This is a genomic window from Collimonas arenae (assembly GCF_000786695.1).
Classification (GTDB): Bacteria; Pseudomonadota; Gammaproteobacteria; order Burkholderiales; family Burkholderiaceae_D; genus Collimonas; species Collimonas arenae_A.
In genome coordinates this window covers 3928208-3952510 of record NZ_CP009962.1, presented here as the reverse complement: position 1 = coordinate 3952510, position 24303 = coordinate 3928208, and the positions used below count along the sequence as shown (strand labels likewise).

The 24303-nt window shown below is 56.8% G+C and carries 22 protein-coding genes; 10 read left to right on the top strand and 12 right to left on the bottom strand.

All coding sequences use genetic code 11. From position 1 onward, the window contains the following. Nucleotides 1–96 precede the first annotated feature (96 nt). Nucleotides 97–576, top strand: a complete 480-nt coding sequence (gene lysM, locus LT85_RS17285; RefSeq protein WP_038491208.1) for a peptidoglycan-binding protein LysM — start codon at nt 97–99, stop codon at nt 574–576. Between the two features lie 133 nt (nt 577–709). After that, the gene (locus LT85_RS17280; RefSeq protein WP_038496643.1) at nt 710–2260 is read left to right on the top strand and encodes a 2-isopropylmalate synthase; all 1551 of its coding nucleotides are present in this window, start codon (nt 710–712) and stop codon (nt 2258–2260) included. A 471-nt stretch (nt 2261–2731) separates the two neighbouring features. Here the strand turns inward: LT85_RS17280 and LT85_RS17275 are convergent, their stop codons facing one another. Together LT85_RS17275 and LT85_RS17270 are read right to left on the bottom strand one after the other, a co-directional pair. Beyond that, entirely contained in the window at nt 2732–3418 is a 687-nt protein-coding gene (locus LT85_RS17275; protein WP_253273764.1) for a gamma-glutamylcyclotransferase, read from the bottom strand. Between the two features lie 107 nt (nt 3419–3525). Next, nucleotides 3526–3882: a hypothetical protein gene (locus LT85_RS17270; RefSeq protein WP_038491205.1), complete on the bottom strand. Its 357-nt coding sequence runs from the start codon at nt 3880–3882 to the stop codon at nt 3526–3528. Between the two features lie 189 nt (nt 3883–4071). Between LT85_RS17270 and LT85_RS17265 the strand changes: the two genes are divergently transcribed. Then, nucleotides 4072–5568, top strand: coding sequence for a PLP-dependent aminotransferase family protein (locus LT85_RS17265; protein ID WP_038491202.1), 1497 nt, complete (start codon nt 4072–4074; stop codon nt 5566–5568). A gap of 189 nt (nt 5569–5757) precedes the next feature. On the opposite strand, the gene LT85_RS17260 is transcribed toward LT85_RS17265, so the two are convergent. Continuing rightward, a complete protein-coding gene (locus LT85_RS17260) occupies nt 5758–6678 on the bottom strand; it encodes a sugar kinase (protein ID WP_038491199.1) in 921 nt (306 codons plus the stop codon). 31 nt (nt 6679–6709) lie between these two features. After that, complete coding sequence (locus tag LT85_RS17255) at nt 6710–8011, bottom strand: amino acid deaminase (RefSeq protein ID WP_038491196.1); 1302 nt, start codon at nt 8009–8011, stop codon at nt 6710–6712. Nucleotides 8012–8204: 193 nt separating this feature from the next. Between LT85_RS17255 and LT85_RS17250 the strand changes: the two genes are divergently transcribed. From LT85_RS17250 to ppk1, 7 genes are all read left to right on the top strand, one after another. After that, on the top strand, nt 8205–9086 hold the full coding sequence (locus tag LT85_RS17250; protein ID WP_038491193.1) for a MurR/RpiR family transcriptional regulator: 882 nt from the start codon (nt 8205–8207) through the stop codon (nt 9084–9086). 1 nt (nt 9087) lies between these two features. Next, the gene (locus LT85_RS17245) at nt 9088–10605 is read left to right on the top strand and encodes an N-acyl-D-amino-acid deacylase family protein (protein WP_052135281.1); all 1518 of its coding nucleotides are present in this window, start codon (nt 9088–9090) and stop codon (nt 10603–10605) included. A 25-nt stretch (nt 10606–10630) separates the two neighbouring features. Beyond that, nucleotides 10631–11014: a RidA family protein gene (locus tag LT85_RS17240; protein WP_038491190.1), complete on the top strand. Its 384-nt coding sequence runs from the start codon at nt 10631–10633 to the stop codon at nt 11012–11014. 310 nt (nt 11015–11324) lie between these two features. Beyond that, a complete protein-coding gene (locus LT85_RS17235) occupies nt 11325–12677 on the top strand; it encodes a GntP family permease (protein WP_038491187.1) in 1353 nt (450 codons plus the stop codon). 331 nt (nt 12678–13008) lie between these two features. Continuing rightward, nucleotides 13009–14019, top strand: coding sequence for a DUF2167 domain-containing protein (locus LT85_RS17230; RefSeq protein ID WP_081992800.1), 1011 nt, complete (start codon nt 13009–13011; stop codon nt 14017–14019). A gap of 11 nt (nt 14020–14030) precedes the next feature. Continuing rightward, on the top strand, nt 14031–14759 hold the full coding sequence (locus LT85_RS17225; RefSeq protein WP_038491184.1) for a site-2 protease family protein: 729 nt from the start codon (nt 14031–14033) through the stop codon (nt 14757–14759). A gap of 181 nt (nt 14760–14940) precedes the next feature. After that, nucleotides 14941–16995, top strand: coding sequence for a polyphosphate kinase 1 (gene ppk1 / locus LT85_RS17220; RefSeq protein ID WP_038491181.1), 2055 nt, complete (start codon nt 14941–14943; stop codon nt 16993–16995). A gap of 36 nt (nt 16996–17031) precedes the next feature. Here ppk1 and LT85_RS17215 read toward each other — a convergent pair whose 3' ends face one another. The 8 genes from LT85_RS17215 to LT85_RS26900 form a co-directional block, all read right to left on the bottom strand. After that, a complete protein-coding gene (locus LT85_RS17215) occupies nt 17032–17694 on the bottom strand; it encodes an amino acid ABC transporter permease (protein ID WP_038491179.1) in 663 nt (220 codons plus the stop codon). Between the two features lie 93 nt (nt 17695–17787). Continuing rightward, nucleotides 17788–18591, bottom strand: a complete 804-nt coding sequence (locus LT85_RS17210) for a cystine ABC transporter substrate-binding protein (protein ID WP_038491176.1) — start codon at nt 18589–18591, stop codon at nt 17788–17790. Nucleotides 18592–18775: 184 nt separating this feature from the next. Next, nucleotides 18776–19645 carry a Rossmann-like and DUF2520 domain-containing protein gene (locus LT85_RS17205; RefSeq protein ID WP_052135280.1) on the bottom strand — a complete coding sequence of 290 codons (870 nt, stop codon included), beginning with the start codon at nt 19643–19645 and terminating at the stop codon, nt 18776–18778. After that, nucleotides 19603–21606, bottom strand: a complete 2004-nt coding sequence (locus LT85_RS17200; RefSeq protein ID WP_038491173.1) for an ATP-binding cassette domain-containing protein — start codon at nt 21604–21606, stop codon at nt 19603–19605. The genes LT85_RS17205 and LT85_RS17200 overlap by 43 nt, the downstream gene beginning before the upstream one ends. Nucleotides 21607–21694: 88 nt before the next feature. Beyond that, nucleotides 21695–22579, bottom strand: a complete 885-nt coding sequence (prmB, locus tag LT85_RS17195; protein WP_038491170.1) for a 50S ribosomal protein L3 N(5)-glutamine methyltransferase — start codon at nt 22577–22579, stop codon at nt 21695–21697. A gap of 211 nt (nt 22580–22790) precedes the next feature. Beyond that, nucleotides 22791–23195, bottom strand: a complete 405-nt coding sequence (locus tag LT85_RS25540) for a hypothetical protein (protein ID WP_052135279.1) — start codon at nt 23193–23195, stop codon at nt 22791–22793. 15 nt (nt 23196–23210) lie between these two features. Continuing rightward, a complete protein-coding gene (locus tag LT85_RS25535; protein ID WP_052135278.1) occupies nt 23211–23954 on the bottom strand; it encodes a methyltransferase regulatory domain-containing protein in 744 nt (247 codons plus the stop codon). Between the two features lie 30 nt (nt 23955–23984). After that, the gene (locus tag LT85_RS26900) at nt 23985–24263 is read right to left on the bottom strand and encodes a class I SAM-dependent methyltransferase (RefSeq protein WP_301280511.1); all 279 of its coding nucleotides are present in this window, start codon (nt 24261–24263) and stop codon (nt 23985–23987) included. Between the last annotated feature and the right edge of the window lie 40 nt (nt 24264–24303).

Sequence of the window (24303 nt, the reverse complement as noted above, 5' to 3'; positions counted from 1 at the left end):
ATAGGTAAGGTTAAATGTTGTTAAACCTTACTTTTGAAGCAGCACTGTAGCGAAGCTAGTGGCATCATCGTTGTTCAACTACTACCGGAGAAAAAAATGGGATTACTTTCTTTTTTTAAAGACGCGGGTGAAAAGCTGCTGGGACACAAGCCGGAAGAAGTGGCGGCAGCGCCAAACGTCGAAGAACTGCAAAATGCCGCAGCAGACGCGATCAAGACCTATGTCGGCACACAAGGCATTGACACCAGCGGTTTGACGATCGCTTTCGATGCTGCTTCCTCCGCGGTCACAGTCAGTGGTGAAGCGCCGGATCAGGCAACCCGTGAAAAGATTGTTTTGTGCTGTGGCAATGTCAAGGATGTCAGTAATGTTAATGATAATCTGACCGTTGCAGCTGCTACCGATGAATCGCAATGGTATGACGTGGTTAGCGGCGACAACCTGTCGAAGATTTCCAAGCAATTCTATGGCGATCCGAACAAGTACCAAGCCATTTTTGAAGCCAACAAGCCAATGCTGAAAAGCGTGGACCTGATTTATCCGGGCCAGAAGCTGCGTATTCCGCCGCTTTCCTAATAGCCGGGAACCAAAACAAGCCGCCCGTTGTACTCCGGGCGGTTTTTTTACGTCTGTCGATTTGTTATTTTTATGCCGCAAGTCGCCAAAGTCTTTAAAATTGATGATTCACAAGACCAATCTGGAGCACAGCATGGCAGCCAACTCGCCCGAAAAACTGATCATATTCGACACCACCTTGCGCGACGGCGAACAATCGCCCGGGGCATCGATGACCAAGGATGAAAAAATCCGTATCGCCCGGCAACTGGAGCGGATGAAGGTCGATGTGATCGAAGCCGGGTTTGCCGCCGCTTCGCCGGGTGACTTCGAGGCGATCAGGGCCATCGCCGGTATCATCAAGGATTCCACCGTGTGCTCCCTGTCGCGCGCCAACGACAAGGATATTGCGCGCGCAGCAGAAGCCCTGCAACCAGCCGAGCGCAAGCGAATTCACACCTTTCTTGCAACCTCGCCGCTGCACATGGAAAAGAAGCTGCGCATGACGCCGGACCAGGTGTTCGAGCAAGCGAAGCAAGCCGTGCGCTTTGCCCGCAAATTTACCGACGACGTTGAATTCAGTCCGGAAGACGGTAGCCGTTCCGACATGGATTTTCTGTGTCGCGTGCTGGAAGCCGTGATTGCGGAAGGTGCGACCACGATCAACTTCGCCGACACTGTCGGCTATGGCGTGCCTGAGCTATACGGTCATATGCTGCGGACTTTGCGCGAGCGGATTCCTAACTCGGACAAGGCGATCTGGTCGGTGCATTGCCATAACGATCTGGGCATGGCGGTGGCGAATTCATTGGCGGGCGTCATGATCGGCGGCGCGCGTCAGGTGGAGTGCACCATCAATGGCCTGGGCGAACGGGCCGGCAATACGGCGCTGGAAGAAATCGTGATGGCGGTGCGGACGCGGCGCGACTATTTCAATCTCGATATTGGCATCGATACGACGCAAATCGTGCCGGCTTCCAAGCTGGTGTCGCAGATCACCGGGTTTGCGGTGCAGCCTAACAAGTCTGTTGTCGGTGCCAATGCCTTTGCGCATGCTTCGGGTATTCACCAGGATGGCGTGCTGAAGGCGCGCGATACTTATGAAATCATGCGTGCCGAAGATGTGGGCTGGAGCGCCAACAGGATTGTGTTGGGCAAACTGTCTGGTCGCAATGCGTTCAAGCAACGCCTGGAAGAACTTGGCATCGTGTTGGAGTCGGAAACTGAAGTCAATGCGGCCTTTGCGCGTTTCAAAGAGCTGGCGGATCGAAAATCTGAAATCTTTGACGAAGATATCATCGGGCTGGTGTCGGAAGAGCAGCAGTCGCATGACCAGGAATTTTATCGTTTTGTCTCTTTGTCGCAGCATTCGGAAACTGGTGAACGGCCTGCTGCGCAGGTGGTGTTTTCGATTGATGGTAAGGAGTCGAATTGCGCGGGGGAGGGCAACGGGCCGGTGGATGCGATTGTCAATGCGATTGAAACCAAGGTTGCCAGTGGTGCGGAGTTGTTGTTGTTTTCTGTGAATGCGATTACTACTGGTACGCAGTCGCAGGGGGAGGTGACTATGCGTTTGTCCAAGGCTGGGCGGATCGTTAATGGTGTTGGCGCGGATTTGGATATTGTGGTGGCGTCGGCTAAGGCGTATCTGTCTGCACTGAATAAATTGCATTCCAAGTCGGAGAAGCTGAATCCGCAGTTGTAATTTTCTTGGCCGGAGCTGTTCGGTGAGTCGCCGCGCACATAGTTAAATGGGGTCGGAGTTTTTTTTCGCGGCTTTTGCGAAAATTACTCCGACCCCATTTAACGTGCCACGGAGTACGTGCGTTGGTATTTGATGTTCGGTCGTCGTTACTTGAAACGGTTGCTACTCCGTGGATGCAAGCCGGGGGTAGCCCGGCAGCTAGTCACTTTTTCTTGCTTCGCCCCCTGGCCGGGCGCAAGAAAACATAACCAAAAAGAAGGCGATCGCAAAGCCCTTGCCTTCCCTGCGGTCAGGTCCCCAAAAGAGGCGCGTGCCAGTCGGGTGAGACACAAACTCGCTACGCTCAGACATGTGTCTCACAATTCCCGACCGTCACGCGCCTCTTTTGGCAAGTTCTCAATGCGGAGCACTTCAAAAGCAACGTCAACTTCCACTTCAACGTCAAAATCAACTTCAAAACCGGTGGTGGGATTATTTTTCTGTTGAAGGATTTTGGCGGGATTCTAGCTGCGCCCATAGTCTTGCTAGATATGGATCTTCGAAGCCTTCTTTCAGTAGTCCCTCTAGCGTATGCCGTAAATAATCTCTGGCCGGCCCATATAGGCCGCACGCATCGCGTAAATAGGACACTACTGTCGGGTCTGGCAGACGGCCTGCGTAGCTTTCGTGCTGGCGGTTCATGACGAAGGCCAGGGCTTTGATGCGGGGGCCGGTTTTGCCGTTGAGTTGCATGGGTAGCCAGCGCGGGATGTAGGCGCCGGTCAGCATTTCGCGGCGCCATAACATCTTCAGTTCGGTTTCTATGCTGATGGCGGGAATCCGGAAGGCGATGCCTTGGCAGGAGCCGCCGCGATCCAGGCCTAGCACCAGTCCCGGGTTATCCCAGGTGCCGCGGTTGATGCGGGAGTACAGGTAGAAGCCACGGTGATAGCCATATAGCATGGCCGGCAGCCGTTCGCTGTACTCCACCATCGGATTCCAGATCAGCGAGCCGTAGCCGAATAGCCAGACATCGCCATTGGGATCCGGCAGCGACGCTAGAGCGGCGCGCCACGAGGCTTCCAGCGCTGCTTCTGACAGCAGGGCAGCTGCAATAGGAGTGTTATCCAGGATGCTTCGGAGGCGGTCCTGTTCAAGATCTTCACGCGTGATACTCATGCGTACAGAATAAGCCAGATCGGGGTTTTGCAACAAGTGCTTTGCTGTATCGCGGCGTGCCAACCCTTGGATATGTAGCAGTTGGCACACTGTTTGCCGTAGATTGTCTATGATTCAATGGCCTCAGTCCGGTTTGCCGGATGTGTAGAGGTGTTGCCCCGACGTAGCCAGCGGGCCAGGAGCGAGCCTAGAAAATTTCTTGTCGGTAAAATTATCAGGCCGGTCGCCTTACCGCCTCCTTGCGCACACAAGCGGACCCAGCCACCGCGCTGTATCACATGGCAATCTCCCTCGGCGATCAGGGCGCGGTTGGCGACGGTGATATCGACCAGGTGGCTGGCCGCTTCGGCGATCAGGATATTGCCCTGCAAAGATACGATGGCTGTGCCGCGGCTGGCATAGAACATATTGCTGCGATCATGGCCAAGCTGGATCCTGGCGGTGTTGCTGTCGGGGGAGTTCATCGCGTTTTCCTTGTTCAAAGAGATGGCTCCAGCGTAATCCCCCTCGTACTATCGAAACAGGCACAGAGATGCCCTGAACGTGGCGCAACAGATAGGATTTTGGCAGATCTGTTATCGTCCATTTTGCTTTAATCTGTATCTGTTTCGTTTTCCGCCAATGATTCACACTAAAGCAATTCAACCATCGCCATGAGAAAATCTCCCTTGTCGCTTTCGCCGTCCCAATCTGTTACGCCGCAGTTGCTATACCGCCAGTTGGCCGGGCATTACCTAGCGGCGATTCAATCCAATACGCTGGCGCCGGGCGAGCGTATGCCCTCGGTGCGCGACCTGATGCAGCAACACCAGGTCAGCTTGTCGACCGCGTTGCAAGCGCTGCGTTACCTGGAGCAAGACGGCTGGCTGGAAGCGCGGCCACGCTCTGGCTATTTCGTGTTGCCCGCACGGCGCATGGCGCTGGCGGAAGAGCCGAATCTGTCAACCATGCCGGCCCTCATGTCAGCGCAGTATGCAGGGATCCATGAGCGGGTCTCAGGAGTTATCGCCCAGGGACATGGCGCCAGCGTGACGCTTGATTTGAGCGGCGCCAGTTGTGCCCCCGAGTTGTATGCAGTGGAGGCTCTGAAAAACGCGGCAATCCGTACCTTGCGCAAGCAGCCACAGGTCTTGACCAGCATGATGTCCCATCGCGGCAATCCAGCCTTTCGGCAAGTTCTCGCCAAGCGCAGCCTGGCAATCGGCATCAAGATGGCGCCGGAAGAGGTGATCGTCACCCACGGCTGCATTGAGGGGATCAACCTGGCGCTGCGTGCCGTAGCGCAGGCCGGTGATACCGTCGCGGTCGAGTCGCCCACTTACTACGGCTTGCTGCAGGTGCTGGAAAGCCTGGGCATGCGTGCGCTGGAAATTCCGACCAGCCCGCGTACCGGCATATCGATAGAAGCGCTGCAACTGGCGTCGCAAACCTATCCCGATATCAAGGCATTGGTGCTGGTGCCGAACTTGCAAAATCCGCTCGGCAGCATCATGCCCGACGAACACAAGGCACAACTGGTAGCGCTGTGCCAAGAACATGGCATGGCGCTGATCGAAGACGACTCGTATAGCGGCCTTGTGCCGGAGACAAGCTCGGCGCGGGCTTTGAAATCCTGGGATCGCAGCGGCAATGTGATTTATTGTGCGTCGCTGAATAAAGTGCTGGCACCGGGGATGCGGCTGGGCTGGATGGCTGGCGGCCGCTGGCAGGCGCGGCTCGAAATGCTGAAATTTGCACATACGCGCGCTAATGAAGAATGGTCGCAGATTGCCGCCGCCGACTTTATGGCATCGGCTGCATACGAGCGTCATCTGCGCCGTTTGCGCGACGCTTTGCGATTGCAGCGGGCTCGCACCGCAGACGCAATTGCGCGACATTTCCCTGTCGGCACCCGTATCAATGTGCCGGATGGTGGTGCTTTGCTATGGGTGGAACTACCTGCGCAACTTTCATCGAAAGCGGTGTTTGAATCAGCATTGAAAGAAGGGATCAAGATCGCCCCCGGCCTGATGTTTTCCAACTCGAACCGTTTCAATCACTTTCTGCGGCTCAGTTGCGGCCAACCGTTTTCGCCTCGGATCGAGTACGGCATAAAGCGACTGGGAGAAATTGTCGAAGATTTGCTGGCGGGCCGGGTGCGTGTGGCGTAACAAGCCTTAGAGGCTGTTGCAAACACACCTGGCGTTGGTTGCCCTTGCAGGGCGCGCACGGGCTTGCAAGCCCGGGCCGTTCCGCGGGCAGACGACAATGTCGTCTGAAACCCCCGCTACACCCTCTTTGTCGTACTACTCGTACTGTCTTCGTCGGAGCGCCTAGCCATCTGTGTTCGCAACAGCCTCTTAGTTTAATTCCAGTATTTCTTCAACCTGCGCCGCACGCGGAATCGGTGCCACCGCGCCGTAGCCGGTTGTCGACAAGGCTGCACAGACATTGGCGTAGCGCGCGGCCTTGAATGGATCGTCACCGGCCACTATGCGTGCAATGAAGGCGCCGCCGAAGCAATCGCCGGCGCCGGTGGCGTCTACCGCTTCCACGCTGTAGGGCTGTACCAGCCGCCGTTCCTTGGCGGTGGCGACATAACAGCCTTCGGCGCCGAGCTTGAAAGCGATCAGGCCGATACCGTAGGACAGCAGCGTATCGACAATCGCATCGCGGTCGTCGAGGCCGGTGAGGGCGTTGATGTCGTCCCAGCTAGGCAGGCAGATATCGCACAGCGCAAACGCCTGGCGCATTTTTTCCTGGGCTCGTTCCAGCGGCCAGAGTTTCAACCGCAGATTGGTGTCCAGCGAAGTCTTCACACCATGCTTGCGCGCATGCGCCATTGCCGCCAGGCCGGCGTCGCAGGCCGAGGCGCTGATCGCCAGGCTGATGCCGGACAGGTGCAGCACCTTGGCCGCAGCGATTACCGCCAGCGGCAGTTGCGCACTGGTGTAGCGGCTGGCGGCGGAACCCGCGCGCAGGTAGTCGAAGTGATGACCGCTCTGGTCGTGCGAAACGAAATACACTCCGGTAGCGGCGCTTGCATCGCTGGACACGTGGCTTGCGTCGACCTCTTCAGTCTGCCACAGTGCGCGCAGCTTGTCGCCGAAATGGTCGTGGCCGAGCGCACTGATATAACCACTGCGCGCGCCCTGGCGGGCTGCGGCTATGCAAAAATTGGAAGTGTCGCCACCGAAGCCCTGCAAATACATGCGTGCATCATGGGCGCGCTGGTTGAATTCCACCATTGCTTCGCCATAGGCCAGGATATCAATAGTCATTGCTTTGCTCGCTACAGTACGGAAGTCAAAATTAAAAGAAAGTCTGGATCACGTCGATTACTTGATGCTGCGGGTTGACCACGGCAATCTGACGCCACTTGTCGAAGGTCAGGCAAGGGTGTGAAATGTCGAAGCCGATCATGTCGCCGACTTTGATATCGTCGTCTTCTTTAATTTGCAGATAAGCATGCTGGTCCATCATGCCGGTCAGTTGCCAGTGCGCCGGCGTTGTGTCTGGCGCGGGATTGCCGGGCCGGTAATGCGCGGCAGGTAAAGGCAGGCCGGCATCAAACGCGGCGTCACGCTTGCCGAGCGCGATGATGGCTTTATTTGCTTCAGGAATCGACTGTACGTAAGCCCACAACTGCAAGGCTGGCTGTAGCTCGGTGCGCATTTTGCGGGCGATCGGATTACGCGTCTGGATTTGCGCCTGCGCCGCGCGATAGATGCCGACGTCATGCGTCAGGTAACAGCCGGGCCGCAGTACCACATCCAGCGGCAGGCCGATCTCGGTCTTGGCGAATTCCTCGGCGACCACGTCGTACCAGGCCGAACCGGCGCCGGTCAGGATTACCGGCCGTGCGGCCGCGCCTCCGGTGCGGGCGGCAAAGCGGCCATCCTTGGCCAGTTGCTTGGTGCAGGCGACGGCGTGCTGTAAAAAGCCGCGAATGTCGGCTTCTTCTTTCAGCACGCCTTCGTAGACTTCGACGCCGGCCAGGACGATATTGTCGGGCCAGCGCGCCAGCGCTTCCAACACTGCGGCTTGCTGTTGCGGGTTGCGGATGCCGGTGCGGCCGCCGTCAGGTCCCAGTTCCAGCAGCACATGCAATTGTTGCTTGCGTGCCTGGAAGAAGGCGCCCAGTTGATCGACGCCGTCGGCCGAATCGACCAGGCAGCAGAATTCAAACGACTGGTCCGCCAGCAAATCGGCGATGATCGCCATGTTTTGTTTGCCGACCAGTTGATTGGCCATGATCACGCGCCGTACGCCGTGCTGATAGGCGACCTTGGTCTGATGCGCGGTGGCCAGCGTGATGCCCCAGGCGCCGCCAGCCAGTTGGCGCGCGAACAGCTTGGGCGCCATGGTGGTTTTGCCGTGCGGCGCCAGCTTGACGCCGTATTCGCTGACGAACTGCTGCATCCACTGCAGGTTGTGATTCATGCGCTCTTCGTAGAGCACAGCTGTAGGCAGGCTAAGGTCTTCGCGCAGCAGGTTCCAGTTCAACGCCTTGATCTCTGCGGCAGTCACGGGCTGCTGAAATGCACCAAGTCCTTTGTTCAAAGGGCTGATGGCCAGGCTATCGATGCTGCCGTGATTGTTTGTAACATTCATATTCAATTCTCCTCCGTCATAATTCATTTGACGTAATCATATCCTTGAATTTACTATATTAAAAGCATGTTACAAAGTAACATAGAATTTCAGCTTGTCGTCACATCACTTTCTTGTTGTGATTGATATGATAACTTTGACTGGCCCTGCGGTATAACCATTGGAACACGTCTCGGAGCACTTCGTGGAGCGCATGAATCATCCCTTCGATATTGTGTCGCGCATCGCCGAGCGCAGCAGTCTGTTGCGCCAGGCCGAGCAAAAGGTAGCGCAGGCGATCCTGGGCGACTTGCCGTTCGCCGCCAGCGCCAGCATCCAGACCCTGGCCAGGCAGGCCGGCGTCAGCGAAGCTAGCGTTACCCGTTTTGCCAAGGCTATCGGCTGCCGCGACGTGCGCGAGCTGAAGATGAATCTGGCGCAGGCGGCAGCTATCGGCCAGCGCTTTTTGCGGACCGAGAATGCGCTTGCGGAGGATGAGCTGCCGCAAATCGTCGACCTGGTGTACGCCGATATCCACAAGGTGCTGGAAGTGAATCGCAGTTTGCTGAATCAGGAAACGTTGCGGCAGGCAGCGCAGGCGTTACTGCAGGCGCGCATGATTTATGCCTTTGGTATGGGAGGCGGCTCGACTATGCTGTCTGATGAGGCGCGTTACCGGTTGGTGCGTCTGGGCCGGCCGGTGGCAACCTATCACGACGCCATGCTGCAGAAAATGGTCGCAGCGACCTCTGACAAGAACGATGTGGTGCTGGTCCTCTCTACCACCGGCAACGTGGCTGAACTGAACGCCAGTTGTGCGGTGGCCAGGGAATATGGCGTACGGCTGGTGGCGATCACCGCGCTGGGTTCGCCGCTGGCGGCGATGGCCGATGTGCTGTTGCCACTGAAGTCGATGGAAACAGATTTTATTTTCAAGCCATCGTCGTCGCGCTACGCCATGATGATGGCGCTGGATGTGCTGATGACTGAATTGGCGCTGTTGCAAAAGGACCGCAGCCAGGAACTGCTGCGACGTCTGAAGTTCACACTGGATACGCATCGCGGCGGCAGCAGCCGCGAGCCGTTGGGAGATTGAGATGAGCAATGAAATAAATACGGATGGCCAGGTAGCGATACGTCAATGCGACACCTTGATTCTCAACGTGTCCGTGATCGATGGCAGCGGCAGCGCGCCGTTTGCAGCCGACGTTGCGCTCGATGGCGGCCGCATCCTGCAGATCGCCAGCGATGGCGCATTGCTCGGTTGGCATGCGCGGCAGGTAATCGATGGAAAAGGCAAGGTGCTGAGCCCCGGTTTTATCGACGTCCACACGCATGACGACACGAACGTCATTCGCACGCCTGCGATGTTACCCAAGCTGTCGCAAGGCGTCACCACCGTAGTGGTCGGCAATTGCGGCATCAGCGCTGCGCCGGTCAGCCTCAAGGCAGAGCCACCCGATCCGATGAACCTGCTGGGCGAAGCGAGCGCGTTCAGCTATCCCACTTTCGCCTCCTATGTAGAAGCCGTCAACCTCGCCCGGCCATCGATCAACGTGGCTGCGCTGATTGGCCACACGGCGTTGCGCAGCAACCAGATGGACCGCCTCGACCGTGCCGCCAGCGATAGTGAAATCGCTGCCATGTGCGTGCAGTTGCGCGAAGCGCTTGCGCACGGCGCGCTGGGCCTCAGCACCGGTCTTGCTTATGGCAATGCGATCATGGCGCCGACCTCGGAAGTGCTGGCGCTGGCCGAGCCGCTGGCCGAAGCCGGTGCGATCTACGCGACGCATCTTCGTAGCGAGTTCGCCGATATCCTGGAAGCCATGGATGAAGCCTTTCGCATCGGCAAACACGCAAGGGTGCCGGTGGTGATCTCGCATATGAAATGCGCCGGCGTCGAAAACTGGGGCCGCAGCAGCGAAGTGCTGGCGGCGCTGGAGCAGGCGCAACGTTACCAGCCGGTTGGTTGCGACTGTTATCCCTACACCGCTAGCTCTTCCACACTGGATTTGAAACAGGTAACCGATACCATCGACATCATGGTGACCTGGTCGGAGCCGCAGCCAGCGATGGGCGGAAAGATGCTGGCTGACATCGCCGCCGAATGGAAGGTTGACCTGATGGAAGCGGCGCGCCGCTTGCAACCGGCAGGCGCGGTCTATCACTGCATGCAAGACGATGACGTTAATCGCATCCTGAGTCATCCGGCGACTGTGGTCGGTTCGGATGGCTTGCCCAATGATCCCTTGCCGCATCCACGCCTGTGGGGCGCATTTCCGCGGGTGCTCGGCCATTACAGCCGCGAACAAAAGCTGTTTCCATTGACTGTCGCGATCCGCAAGATGACAGGCCTGTCTGCAGAGCGTTTTGGCTTGACCGAACGTGGCCTGGTGAGCGAAGGCTATTGGGCCGACCTGGTGTTGTTCGATCCGGAGACGGTGCGTGACGCCGCGACTTTTGCGGATCCGATGCAGCCGGCTGAAGGTATTGAAGCAGTTTGGGTGAATGGCGCGTTGTCTTATCTTGGTGGTGCGGAAAAGGCGCCGACAGAATTGCGGGCAGGGCGTTTCCTGGCGCGACAGGCTGGTGTTCGTGCCACCGTCGCAAGTTGAGTTTTATTTTTTCTGAGGAGTAGTTATGACAATCAAACGATATGGTGTTGAAGGTGGTTCAGGAACCGGCGGCCAGCATCTGCCATTCGCGCGCGCGGTGGAGGCCGATGGCTGGCTGTATGTGTCCGGCCAGGTGGCGATGGTGGATGGCGAAGTAATCGACGGTGGTATTGTCGCCCAGTCGCACAAGACTATCCAGAACGTGCTGACGATCCTGAAGGAAGCCGGGTATGGTCCGGAACACGTAGTACGTTGCGGCGTCTGGCTTGACGATACCCGCGATTTTCAATCCTTCAACAAGGTGTTCAAGGAATATTTCGGCGCCAATCCGCCTGCGCGCGCCTGCGTGCAATCGGCAATGGTAGTCGACTGCAAGGTGGAAGTAGATTGCATCGCCTATAAAAAATAGTCGATCAAGGCTAACGGCGTTGGGCGGTGCAGTGTGGTATTCATCCAGGCTGTATCGCGATCTGAATATTTATCAGGACTTACGCAAAATCGTCGTGGCAAGACGCATCGACGAAGATCATGCAAAGATCAGTCAGGAGATGCTCGCGGTCAGGGCCGTTTTGCGTAAGTCCCGTTTATAAAATATAAGAGGCTGTTGCAAACACAGATGGCTAGGCGCTCCGACGAAGACAGTACGATTAGTACGGCTAGGAGGAGCAACAACGCCAGATGTGTTTGCAACAGCCTCTAAGCAAACATAGGAGGATTTGATGGAGATGGTTCAAGGAAATCTGTTGCTGCTTTACGCAGTGATTGCAGTGATCGCATTGGTGGTGCTGATCGCCAAGTTCAAGATGAATCCGTTCATCGTACTGATCGTGGTATCGGTGATTCTTGGCCTGGTGGTGGGCATGCCGATGGCGAGCATCGTCAAATCATATGAAACCGGGGTCGGCGGCGCGTTGGGGCATATTGCACTGGTGGTCGGTCTGGGCACTATGTTTGGCAAGATGATGGCCGAGTCGGGTGGCGCTGAACGTATCGCCAATACGCTGATCGGCGTCTTCGGTCCCAAGCGGGTGCATTGGGCCATGATGGTCGTGGCGCTGATCGTCGGCTTGCCAGTATTCTTTGAAGTCGGTTTCGTATTGCTGATTCCAATCGCCTTTAACGTCGCCAAGCGTACCGGCACCAACATGATCATGGTTGGTATCCCGATGGTTGCCGGTTTGTCGGTGGTGCATGGTTTGATTCCACCGCATCCTGCTGCGCTGTTTGCCGTCACTGCCTATAACGCCGATATTGGCCGCACCATCATGTACGCACTGATCGTCGGCATCCCTACGGCCATCATTGCCGGTCCGCTGTTTGCCAAGCTGATCAGCCGCTTCGTTGTTCCTAATCCTGACAATCCATTGATTGCGCAATTTGTGGAAGAGCGTACGGCTCGTGAATTGCCAGGCTTTGGCATTACTGTCGCCACCATCTTGTTGCCAGTCGTGCTGATGCTGCTGGGCAGCTGGGCCGATTACTTCTTCACGCCAAAAACCTTCGCCAATGATTTCATGCGCCTGATGGGCAATTCGGTGATCGCACTGTTGATCGGTACACTGGTGAGTTTCTATACCTTTGGCAAGTCACGCGGCTTTGACCGTGAAGCCATTCTCAAATTCACGACTGAATGCCTGGCGCCTATTGCAGGCATCACGTTGATCGTCGGCGCCGGTGCCGGCTTTGGCCGTATCCTGATCGACGGCGGCGTTTCCAAGGCGATTGTCGAAGTGGCCAATAATGCGCATCTGTCACCATTGCTGCTGGGCTGGTTCGTGGCGGCGCTGATCCGGGTTGCCACCGGTTCGGCGACTGTCGCCATGACCACCGCTTGCGGTATCGTGGCGCCGATCGTCACTGCCGGCACTGTCGCGGTCCGGCCGGAATTGATGGTACTGGCAACCGGCGCCGGTTCGCTGATCCTGTCGCATGTGAATGACGGCGGCTTCTGGCTAGTGAAGGAGTACTTCAATATGACCGTGACGGAAACCTTCAAGACCTGGACGGTGTGCGAAACCATTATTTCGGTGGTGGCTTTGCTGCTTACTTTGGGTCTGGCTACTGTGATCTGATTTATCCCAAGCTTGTCGCATCAACCGTATACAGCCTGCAGAATTTGATTCCGCAGGCTTTTTTTATGTGCTTCAAGCACAAATTGTCGAACCGGAATTGGTTTGCTAAAACGGTAGACTGTTGTACAGGATTAATAAATATTGTGAATTCATTCATTATTTAGGATGCAATACGGCAATACGTGTCGATTTTATGATATTAAAGTGGCTGCTGTTTTGTTGAAAAGTCAATGCGTCCCGGCCGGTGTTATTGCTGGATGCCATAGACGCCTTTACCGGCAATCGACAGAAAAATTCCCGACACTCTAATATCGATAAAGCCATGAATATCCTGAGAAAAATCCTGATTGCGCTTGCGGCTACATTTATCGCGGCGACCTGCGCAGCTCAGACCGCCGAAATCCAGGCTGAGATTAAAGCAGCGGCGGCTGAGGCAAATAAAGTTTTGGTGGAAGGACCGAGCAAGATCGCGCTCGGTGACCAGGCTACTTTTTCTTTGCCCCAAGGTTATGGCTTTGTTCCGTCCTCCGCCGCTGCGCGCTATTTGCGTGCAGTCGGCAACGTTATCGACGACAAGTCGCTGCTGGGCGTAATTGTCCCCACGGCTAAAAATGGCGACTGGTTTGCCACCGTTGAATACAAGAAAGAAGGCTATGTTCGAGATGACGATGCCCGCGACTGGAAGGCCGACGACATGTTGCAGAGCTTGCGAGAGGGGACCGAGCAAGGGAATGCAAGTCGTAAGGAGCGCGGCATCCCCGAGATTGAAGTAGGTGGCTGGGCGGAAGCTCCCGCCTACGATTCGACCACCCATCGCCTGGTATGGTCCTTGATCATTCATGACAAGGGTGCGATGGCCAATGATGATAAAACTGGCGTGAACTATCGCACCCTGGCGCTTGGCCGCGACGGCTATCTCACCTTGACCATGGTAACTGCCCTGTCGTCCCTTGCGCTGGACAAGCCAATCGCAAACAGTCTTCTGGCTGCCATCGACTATCACCAAGGCAAGCGTTATGCAGATTTCAAGGCGTCGACCGACCATGTCGCGGAATATGGCCTGGCCGCTCTGGTGGTTGGGGTAGCGGCCAAGAAAATTGGCTTGATCGCAGTCATTGCGGCTTTTGCTGCAAAATTCTTCAAGATCGGCCTGCTGGCGGTGTTCGCCTTCGGCGCAGCCATCAAGCGATTCTTCAAGCGTGAACCGAAACCTGCACCGGTGCCAGTCAACCCGGTTGAAACGGAATCGTCGCCGTTTGCGCCCCCACAGTTTCCGCAACTTACGCCCGACACTAAAGCTGAACGTCCGGCCGAAGCCAATGATCCGGCAAATCATACCTGACGGCGCGGGCCATGATTAAATTGTTATTACTATTGTTGGGAGGCCTGAAATTTGGCAAGATCCTGACTACTTCCGGCACCATGCTGCTATCGATCGCGGTCTATGCGATGTTCTACGGCTGGCGTTACGCTGTCGGTTTCGTGCTGTTGTTGTTCGTGCATGAAGCAGGGCACTACCTGGCCGCGCAGCGGCGCGGCCTGGCTGTAGGTGCACCAACCTTCATCCCGTTTGTCGGTGCCTGGATCCAGTTGAAAGATATGCCGCACGATGCGGAAACAGAAGCCTATGTTGGCCTGGCTGGGCCATTGGTCGGTACGGCGGGAGCGCTGGTCTGCTACTTTGTCGCGCGCCAGTACGACAGTAACCTGCTGCTTGCCTTGTCGTACGCCGGTTTTTTTCTGAACTTGTTCAACATGATCCCGATGTCGCCTTTTGACGGCGGACGCATCACTGCGGTGCTGTCTCCGCGCATCTGGTTTGCCGGCGTTCCTGTGCTGCTTGCCTTGTTCGTCTACCAGCCGACGCCCCTGTTGATCGTGGTAGTCATTCTCGCCTTGCCGCAACTGAAGCGGGCCTGGAACTACGATGCCAGCAGTCCGGAAAACCAGCGTTATTATGGCATCGAGCCTTCCGTAAAGATGACGTATGCGTTCTACTATCTGGCGCTGCTAACGTTCCTGGTGCTGATGACGCACGGCGTGCACGATATGCTGGCGCCGATCCATAGCAATTTGCGCTAATCGGGTTTTCAATTTCCTTGTATACGCGGCCGGTTTCATGCGGTTGCGTATCTCATTCCCTTTTTCGTTTGTCATTCCCGCGTCACATTGCATCCTTACAATCGTTAAGGCATTATTGGTAATATGCTAATAATGCAGGCTGTTAATCGTCCATCCCCTAGCTCACTCTACTGACCGGAACATGACTTTTCCATTGCTCAATCGCGAACTCGGCGTGCTTGCCTTTAACGAGCGGGTCCTGGCCCAGGCCGAAGATCCTATGGTGCCCTTGCTGGAACGGCTGCGCTTTGTCTGTATCACCAGCAGTAACCTGGACGAATTTTCGGAGATTCGCATGTCTGGCCTGCAGGAGCAGATCCGGGTCGCGGTGGATGGCGTGACTCCCGACGGCATGTCGCTGCAGCATGCTTACAGCACCATCAGCGAGCGTGCACAGAAACTGGTGGCGCGCCAATACGCGCTGTTCAATGAAGTGTTGCTGCCGGCGCTGAATGCCGAGGGTATTGCGTTCTATCAGGAATCAGAGTGGACTGAGGAGCAGACGGCCTGGGCTCATGAATTTTTCAAGACAGAGTTGCTTCCGGTACTGACGCCGATCGGGCTCGATCCGGCCCATCCGTTTCCGCGCGTGCTGAACAAGAGTTTGAATTTCGCCGTCAAGCTGAGCGGCAAGGATGCGTTCGGCCGTGAAACCGAACTCGCCATCGTGCAGGCGCCGCGGGTGCTGCCGCGCCTGGTGCGGATGCCGGAACATCTGTCGGGTCATCCTTACGGCTTTGTGTTGTTGAGTAGTTTCATGCAGCGTTTTGTCGGTGAGCTGTTTCCAGGATTGTCGATCGGTGGCTGCTATCAGTTCCGCGTTACCCGCAACAGCGACTTGTTTGTCGACGAAGATGAGGTGACCGATTTGCGGCTGGCTTTGCAGGGTGAGCTGCCGACGCGTCAGCTTGGCAATGCGGTGCGACTGGAGGTGGCCGATGGTACACCGGCTTCACTGGTGCAGCGCCTGCTGAATCAAAATGGCTTGACGCCGGCGGACTGCTATCGTGTCAACGGCGCAGTCAATCTGGTGCGTCTGATGCCTTTGCCAGATCTGGTCGACCGTCCTGATTTGAAGTTCACTCCGCATTCGCCGGTGCTGCCGAAAGCCTTTGTCACAGGCGCATCGGTATTCGATATCATCGACCAGAACGACGTTTTGCTGCACCATCCCTACGAAAGTTTCCAGCCGGTGCTGGAGTTACTGCAGCAGGCTGCGATCGATCCCGACGTACTTGCCATCAAGCAGACCATTTATCGCACCGGTAATGATTCGCCATTGATGAGTGCGTTGATGCAAGCTGCCAAGAACGGTAAGGAAGTCACGGTGGTGCTGGAGCTGATGGCGCGCTTCGACGAAGAAACTAATATCGGCTGGGCCGCCAAGCTGGAGGCGGTCGGCGCCCACGTAGTGTATGGCGTGTTCGGCTACAAGACACATGCCAAGATGCTGCTGATCGTGCGCCGCAAGCGCCACGCCAAGCATACTAAGCTGAAACGCTACGTGCACCTCGGCACCGGCAATTATCATCCGAAAACCGCGCGCCTCTACACCGATTTCGGCTTGATGACCAATGACGACAAGATCTGCGAAGACGTGCATAACGTGTTCCAGCAATTGACCGGCTTTGGCAAGCAGGTTCCGCTCAAACGCTTATGGCAATCGCCGTTCACCTTGCATGCCAATGTGCTGCATGCGATCCAGAAAGAAGTCGACGCCGTCAAAGCTGGTAAGCAGGGCTACATCATCGCCAAGATGAACGCCTTGTTGGAGCCGACCGTGATTGAAGCGTTGTATCTGGCCTCCCAGGCCGGGGTCAAGATCCAGCTGCTGATTCGTGGCGTCTGCGCCTTGCAGCCGGGCGTGCCTGGCCTGTCGGAAAACATCAAGGTGCGTTCCGTCATCGGCCGCTTCCTGGAACATCACCGTGTGTTTTATTTCTATGCCGACGGCGAAGAACATGTGATGCTGTCGAGTGCCGATTGGATGGATCGTAACCTGTTCCGACGCATCGAAACGGCGTTCCCGATCCTGGACAGCAAGCTCAAGCGCCGCGTGATCGAGGAGAGTTTACTGGTGCATTTGCAAGACAATGCATCGGCCTGGGATATGGATAGCGAGGGAAGCTACCAGCGCGCCAATCCTGGCGACGATACGCCGCTGGTGAGCCAGATCGATTTGCTGTCGCGGTTTTGACCGCAAACCTGATTGCTAGTGGGCTGTTGCAGCCCGCTAGTTTGATTTATGCGCCTGCCCGAGCTTGCGCTCCAGGCGGATTTGCAAGCGTTCGAAACACATGCTCAGGCACCAGTAGATAGCGGCTGCCGCCAGATACAGCGGCAGCGGCCGGAAGGTCACCGCAATCACTTCCTTGGTGGCTAGCATCAGTTCGGTCACGGTGATGACCGATACCAGCGAGGTATCCTTGATCAGGCTGATCAGGGTGTTGCTCATCGACGGCACTGCGATCCGGATCGCCTGCGGGATAATGACATAGCGCAGGGTTTGCCAGTAATTCAGGCCGATACTATAGCTGGCGGCCCATTGTCCGGTATGCACCCCTAGAATCGCGCCGCGCAGGCTTTCCGACAGATAGGCGCCGGCATTCAGGCTGAGCGCCAGGATACCTGCCGTCAATGGCGAAAAACTGATGCCAATGCTCGGCAGACCATAATAGATGACAAAGATTTGCACCAGTAGCGGCGTGCCGCGCATCAGACTGACGTATACGGTGGCAGGCCATTGCGCCCAGCGTGACGGCACGATACGGGCAATAGCGAGCGGGAAGCCGAGCAGTAAACCGCCCAGCATCGACGCCACTGCGAATATCAAGGTATAGCCGACTCCGCGGAACAAGGTCGGTGCCGCCTGCTGCAGCAAATCCAGTAATTCCATATGGTCTCTGTTAAACCTAGATCTTTAGCTTAAAAAAACATCCCCGCAATGGGCGGGGATGTCTGGTTTAACTGAAGTGTAGCGCGAATTATGTCACTGCGCCGCTGGCGCTTTGCTAACATCAAAGCCGAACCATTTGAATGACACCTGTTTGAAACTGCCGTCTTTTTGGATATCATCCAGCGCGTTATTCAAGGCAGCCTGGAATTTCGGATTGCCTTTTTGGAAAGGAATGCCGATTTTATCGATGTCACCGAAAGTGGCGCCGGCCTTCAAAGGCAGATTCGAACTTTTCAGCAGATAACCGACGAGCAGGCGGTCATTCAAGGCTGCATCGATACGGCCGCTGGCGAGATCGGCCAGGTATTCAGGCGAGCCAGGATAGGTTTTGACATCGATGCCGGAGACAGCCTTGGCTTTCTGTTCAAAGTTGGTGCCCTGGCCCAGGCCGAGCTTGTAACCCTTCAGCGATTCCAGTGTTGGGAAACTGCGCTTTTCGTCTTTCCGGACGATCAGCTGTGCGCTGGAAAAGGTATACGGCTGCGAGAAATCGAAGGCCTTCTGACGCTCTGGGGTAATGCCAACCTGGTTCAGGATGACATCGTATTTGCCGGCGCCGAGGCCTGCCAGGATACCGCTCCATTCCGTCGTCGTGAATTCCGGTTTCACACCCAGCTTGGCCGCCAGCAGTTTTGCGACGTCAACTTCAAAACCTGTCAGCTCGCCGCTTTTCGGGTCCTTGAAGTTGAACGGCGGGTAGTTGCCTTCCATGGCCACTTTCAAGGTGCCGCGGGATTTGACGGTATCGAGCAGATCCGCTGCGAAGGCATTCAGCGTCACGCTGGTGATCAGGATCGCCGCTGCTATTTTGCTGAGTTTTGACAGTGTTGTGGCCATTTTTTATCCTTTGGTTGAGGGCGCAGACAAGCACGGGTTGTTGTTAGTGGACGGTTACAGCCCACTAGTGACGACTATGTTAAGCGGTTTGCGGGCAAACGTAAAATGAAGCTTTTTCCATTCTATATGCACTTATTGTCTTTGCATTCTAGATTTTTTTCAGTTAGCAGTGATACTACGCTATTTACGATTGCCCGTTTTTCTTGCGTCCGGCAAGGTCCGTGGTGAGGAGCGCAAATTGCTCATACAGTGCGGCGACTTGCGGCTGCCACTGCTGTACGGCTTGATGCTGGCGCGTCACCGTCGCTAGGTCGCCGCGCGCAATGGGGCCGGTGAGGGCGGCAGCTGGGCCGAGGCGGAAGGCGTTGGCTGCGCTTTCGATGAGTAGCGGTTCGATCATTTTTAACGCCAGCTCGGGCGCAATGCCGGCAGCGGCATATGCTTGCTGGGCGACGTCGATCAACGTCACCAGGTAATTGGAGGCAAATACGGCCGCTGCGTGGTACAGGGTCTTCTGGTCGCGTTGTATCTCGACCAGTTGTGCGCCGATTGCGTTGAATGCCAGGCCCAAAACGGCGAGAGCGGCGGCGTCGCCTTCGCTGCCGCACCAGGTGCCTGAAAAATGATCGGCCACTTGCTGCGGCGAAGCAAAACTGCGAATCGGATGGATGCTGGCGACTACTGCACCGAGTTCGGAGGCAGAAACTAGTTCGAGCGATGACAGCGCGCCGCTGCAATGAAACACGATGCTGCCTGGTCGTAGTTTGCCGGCAGCGGCGAGGGCACTGCAGCAAGCTGCGATCTGGTCATCGCCGGCGGCAATCAGGAATACATCGGCTTGACGCAGGTCGGCGTACGATGCGACTGCATCGCCGGCGCCGATGAAGGCGCATGCGTGGCGGGAGCTGTCGCTTGAGCGGTTCAGTACGTCGAGCAGAGAAAAAACCTGTTGGCGATGCCAAAGCCGGCCCAAGGTCTGGCCGACTTTACCACCTCCGATAATGCTCAGGCTTAGTTGCCCAGTTGCTCCAGCGCTTCCTGTTGTTCCAGCCATTCGGCCTCCAGTTGCGTCAGTTCCTTGGCGTAAAACGCCTGATCGGTCAGCAGCGTCGCCAATTCCTTCTTCTTGTCTTTATCATAGATTTCCGGATCAGCCAGGCGGGTGTCGACCGTGTTCTTTTGCGCGGTACGCTTGGCGATCTGCTCGTCCAGGCGCTTGATGCGTGATTCGATAGGCTTCTTCTGCGCCGCCAGCTTTTGCCGCGTTTCCGCTTCCTGCCGCTTTTGTTCGCGGCGGTCGGCGTTGTCGACAACCGGAGCCGCCGGCGCTACTGCGCTGGCGATCTTGGCCTTGCTGCTGGCTTTTGGCAGGGCCGCATCGGTGGCGCTGTTCTTCGCCGCCAGCTTGGTCTTGAATAGCCAGTCCTTGTAATCGTCCAGATCGCCGTCGAACGGCTGCACCTTGCCGTCGGCGACAATGATGAACTGATCGGTGGTGGCGCGCAACAGATGGCGATCATGTGACACCAGCACCAGTGTGCCTTCGAACTGCGCCAGCGCCATAGTCAAGGCTTCGCGGGTTTCCAGGTCCAGATGGTTGGTCGGTTCATCCAGCAGCAGCAGATTAGGCCGTTGCCAGACGATCAGCGCCAGCGCCAGGCGGGCTTTTTCACCACCGGAAAATGGCTTGATTGAACTGGTCACCATGGTGCCGTTGAAATTGAAACTGCCGAGGAAATTACGCAATTCCTGCTCACGCGTGGTCGGCGCAATTTTACCCATGTGCCACAGCGGCGATTCGTCGTGACGCAGCATTTCGACCTGATGCTGGGCAAAATAGCCGATCGACAAACCTTTACCGAACTGGGCATCGCCGCGCAATGGCTTCAGTTCTTCCGCGATGGTCTTGATGAACGTCGATTTACCCGCGCCATTGACGCCCAGCAAGCCGATGCGCTGACCAATCTGTAGCGAGAAATTGATGCCGGAAACGATGACTTTTTCTGTGACTTCGTGGCTGGTTTCGCTTTCAGTGCGATAGCCGGCGCTCACATCTTCCATCACCAGCAGGGGGTTCGGCGCGCTCAGCGGCACCCGGAATTCGAAAGAGAATTCAGCGGCGGCGCGTAACGGCGCCAGTTCTTCCATCTTGGCCAGCGCCTTCATCCGGCTTTGTGCCTGACGTGCCTTGCTTGCCTGCGCCTTGAAGCGGTTGATGAACGATTCCAGATGCGCACGCTGGCGCATTTGCTTTTCCAGGGTGCCGGCAGCCAGTTCCAGCTGCGCCGAACGTTGGCGCTCGAACGAGGAATAATTGCCGGAATAACGCTTCAGCTTGCGTTCGTCGATATGCACGATGACATTCACCACGCCGTCGAGGAAGTCGCGGTCATGGGAAATGATGATCAGGGTGCCAGGGTAGCGCTTGAGCCAGTCTTCCAGCCAGATAATGGCGTCCAGGTCCAAGTGATTGGTCGGTTCATCGAGCAGCAGCAGGTCGGACGGGCACATCAGCGCCTGCGCCAGATTCAGGCGCATGCGCCAGCCGCCGGAGAAGCTGGCCACCGGTTGTTCCATTTGCGCCAGCGAGAAGCCAAGGCCTGTCAGCAATTGTTCGGCGCGCGAACGCACGGTGTAGGCATCGGCGTCGGCCAGCGCGCTATACAGCTCGCCGATCAAAATGCCGTTGGAGGTGCTTTCCGGTTCGCTTTCCAGGAAGGCCAGTTCTTCTTCCAGCCGGCGCAGGGTGACGTCGCCATCGATGGCGTATTCGATCGCAGGGCGATCCAGCGCCGGAGTTTCCTGGGCGACGTAAGCCATGCGCCATTTCGACGGGAAGTCGATGTCACCGAGGTCGGCATGCAGCTCCCCGCGCAGCAGTCCGAACAGGCTGGACTTGCCGGCGCCGTTGGCGCCGATCAGGCCGATCTTGTCGCCCGGATTGAGGGTGACGTCGACATTGTCGAGCAATGGCTTAATGCCGCGCATCAGGGAAACTTGTTGAAAACGTATCATGTCTACTATCTACTTGCTGAATGAATGGCCATGCATGCGTCAGCGAACCGCATGCAGGTCTTGAGATCTTGGATAAAGCGTTACAGGCTTACGGCAGCTGGTCGGCGGTCAGCAGGAACACCATGTCGTCGCCGGCGCTGGTCGAGACCCAGGTCATTTCCAGGTTCGGGAACGCGGCTTCGGCGAAAGCGCGTTCATTGCCGATTTCAACCACCAGCACGCCGTTAGCAGTCAGACGCTGTTTGGCGCCGGCCACGATCTGGCGTACCAGGTCCATGCCGTCGCTGCCGCCTGCCAGGGCGATTTGCGGCTCGCGCAGGTATTCCGGCGGCAGCTTGCCCATCGAGCCTGAGTTCACATAAGGCGGGTTGGTGACGATCAGGTCGTATTTCTTGGCTGGCACCTTGCTGTACAAATCGGATTCGATCAGCGTGATGCGGTCCTGCAATTCATATTCGTCCACGTTGCGGCGCGCCACTGCCAGCGCATCGGCGGAGATGTCCGCTGTGTCGACGTGGGCAGAAGGGAAGGCGTCAGCCAGCATGATCGGCAGGCAGCCGGAGCCGGTGCACAGTTCCAGGATGTTGCTGACCGTCGCCGGCTCTTGCAGCCACGGCGAGAAATGGTCGGGGATCAACTCGGCGATGAACGAACGCGGCACGATCACGCGTTGGTCGACATAGAAACGGTATTCGCCGAGCCAGGCTTCGTTGGTGATATAGGCGGCAGGCAGGCGGTCGACGCTGCGCTTTTCAATTACTTGCAAGACGGCTTCAATTTCATGCGGCAGGAGGCGCGCATCGAAAAAAGGTTCGATCTTGTCCAGCGGCAGCTTCAGCGTATGCAGGATCAAATAGGCCGCTTCGTCCAGCGCATTGCTGCTGCCATGGCCGAAAAACAGACCGGCGGTATTGAAACGGGTCACTGCATAGCGCAGCAGGTCGCGGATAGTGGTAAAGGATTGTGGTGTCATGGCGCGATTGTCGTATGTGCGGGATAGATCAGGAGTTGTCGCAACGTGGTGGATTACGCTGTCAGGGCAACTCGGCCTCAACTGTCAACTGCTTACTCGCAGAGTTACAGCCAGAGCCAAAAAATGTGTCAGGCGGATTCTATCGGAAATGCCGGGCAGAATGGGGCGAACCCGGCTATTTAGCCTGGTATTGTATCGATTTAACCCCAAATTATCGGGGATTGATTAATAGCGCATTATATCTGAGTGCGCGCAGGGCATTGCCGACATGTTCGGCGGCAGCTTCCTGCAAGGCTTGCGGATCGGTCAAGCGGTGGCCTTCCTTGTGCTTGAACTCCAGGGTGTTTTGCTGCTCTTTCTGCAAGATATGCGCTATCAGTTGCTCTTGAGTATGATTTTCATCCAACTTGGGCAGCAGGATTTTCTCGATGATGTTCAGACGTACTCCCTGGTGCCAGAGATTGGTGGTGTCGGCGTTCGGGGCCAGGGTCAGGTCTGCACGGGCGAACGCCAGGGCGAGCGGTTGTTCGGCAACGGCAGGGGCAACGTCCAGCGCTTGCACGCGAAAATTCACAGCGCCGCGTATCACCAGCACCTCCATCAGTTGGGTGATCATCTCGGTGTCGCTGTCCTAGCGTTGTTGCAGGCGTTGGCGAATGGCGCTTACCAGTTCCGGCACGTGCATGGTGGCCGGAAAGCGTTCGCCCAGCAGTTGCAAGGCAAGCTTGTTGATCCGGCCTTTGATGACTAGCTGCTGGCCGTTGAGGGTGAGTGCCTGCTCCGTATCGTCATGAGCGATCGTCGCAGTACCGCTATCGACCGCGCAAGCATGGTGCAATAGCGCCAGCCTGCCCGAATTGAGCATATAGCGGATCTGGCTTTGCTGTTTCGCGTGCACCAGCAGGGTGTGGCGGAACTGGCAGTTACTCAGGAAATCCATGTATTGTTCCAGCACCACCTGGTCGTTTCCGCATTCACGCAGCAGGGGATCGGCGACGTTGCTGCCAAGATTGCTGACAAACATAGATTGCGTTTCGGCATCGGCCAGATAGCCCAGTTTGTGCCGCTGTGCACGCGCCGCAAATTCGCTCAGACAGCAAGGCCCGTTGCACGGCTCCAGATATTCATGCAGCAGATAGTAATCGTCGAACTGGCCGTTGAGCGCGCCGGCGTGCTGTTCCAACACCTGGTGGAGGACGCTGCCCTTGCTCGACACCTCGTGCATGAAATTGAACGTGCCGCGGGAATGCGCTAGCTTGTCTTGCGGCTTTTCATGGTTTTTGCCGCGGAACAGCATCGCCTCCCGCACCACTTCCTTGAATTTCCAGCCCGGATAGGTGTTGTAGCTGATGATGGCTATCCCGTCGGAGGCCAAATTCTCTGCACATACACGCAAAATCTCGTCTTACACCTGCGGCGACATCCAGCTGTACACGCCATGGCAAACGATGTAGTCGAACTGGCCCAGGGCCGGACCGATGTCGCTGATGCTCATATGGTGCAGGTTGATATTTGTCAGACCCAGCGCGGCGAGCCGTTGCTGACCGGCGTCGATTTGTACCTCGGACAGGTCTACGCCGACATAGTGGCCGCCGGGATGCCGCTGCGCATGAGGAATCAGATTGCCGCCGGCAGCGCAACCCAGTTCCAGCACGCGCGCATTCTCTGTGCGCGGCGGAGTCAGGTTGAACAGGGTAGCGACCGCCGCCAGATGCTCTGGCGCG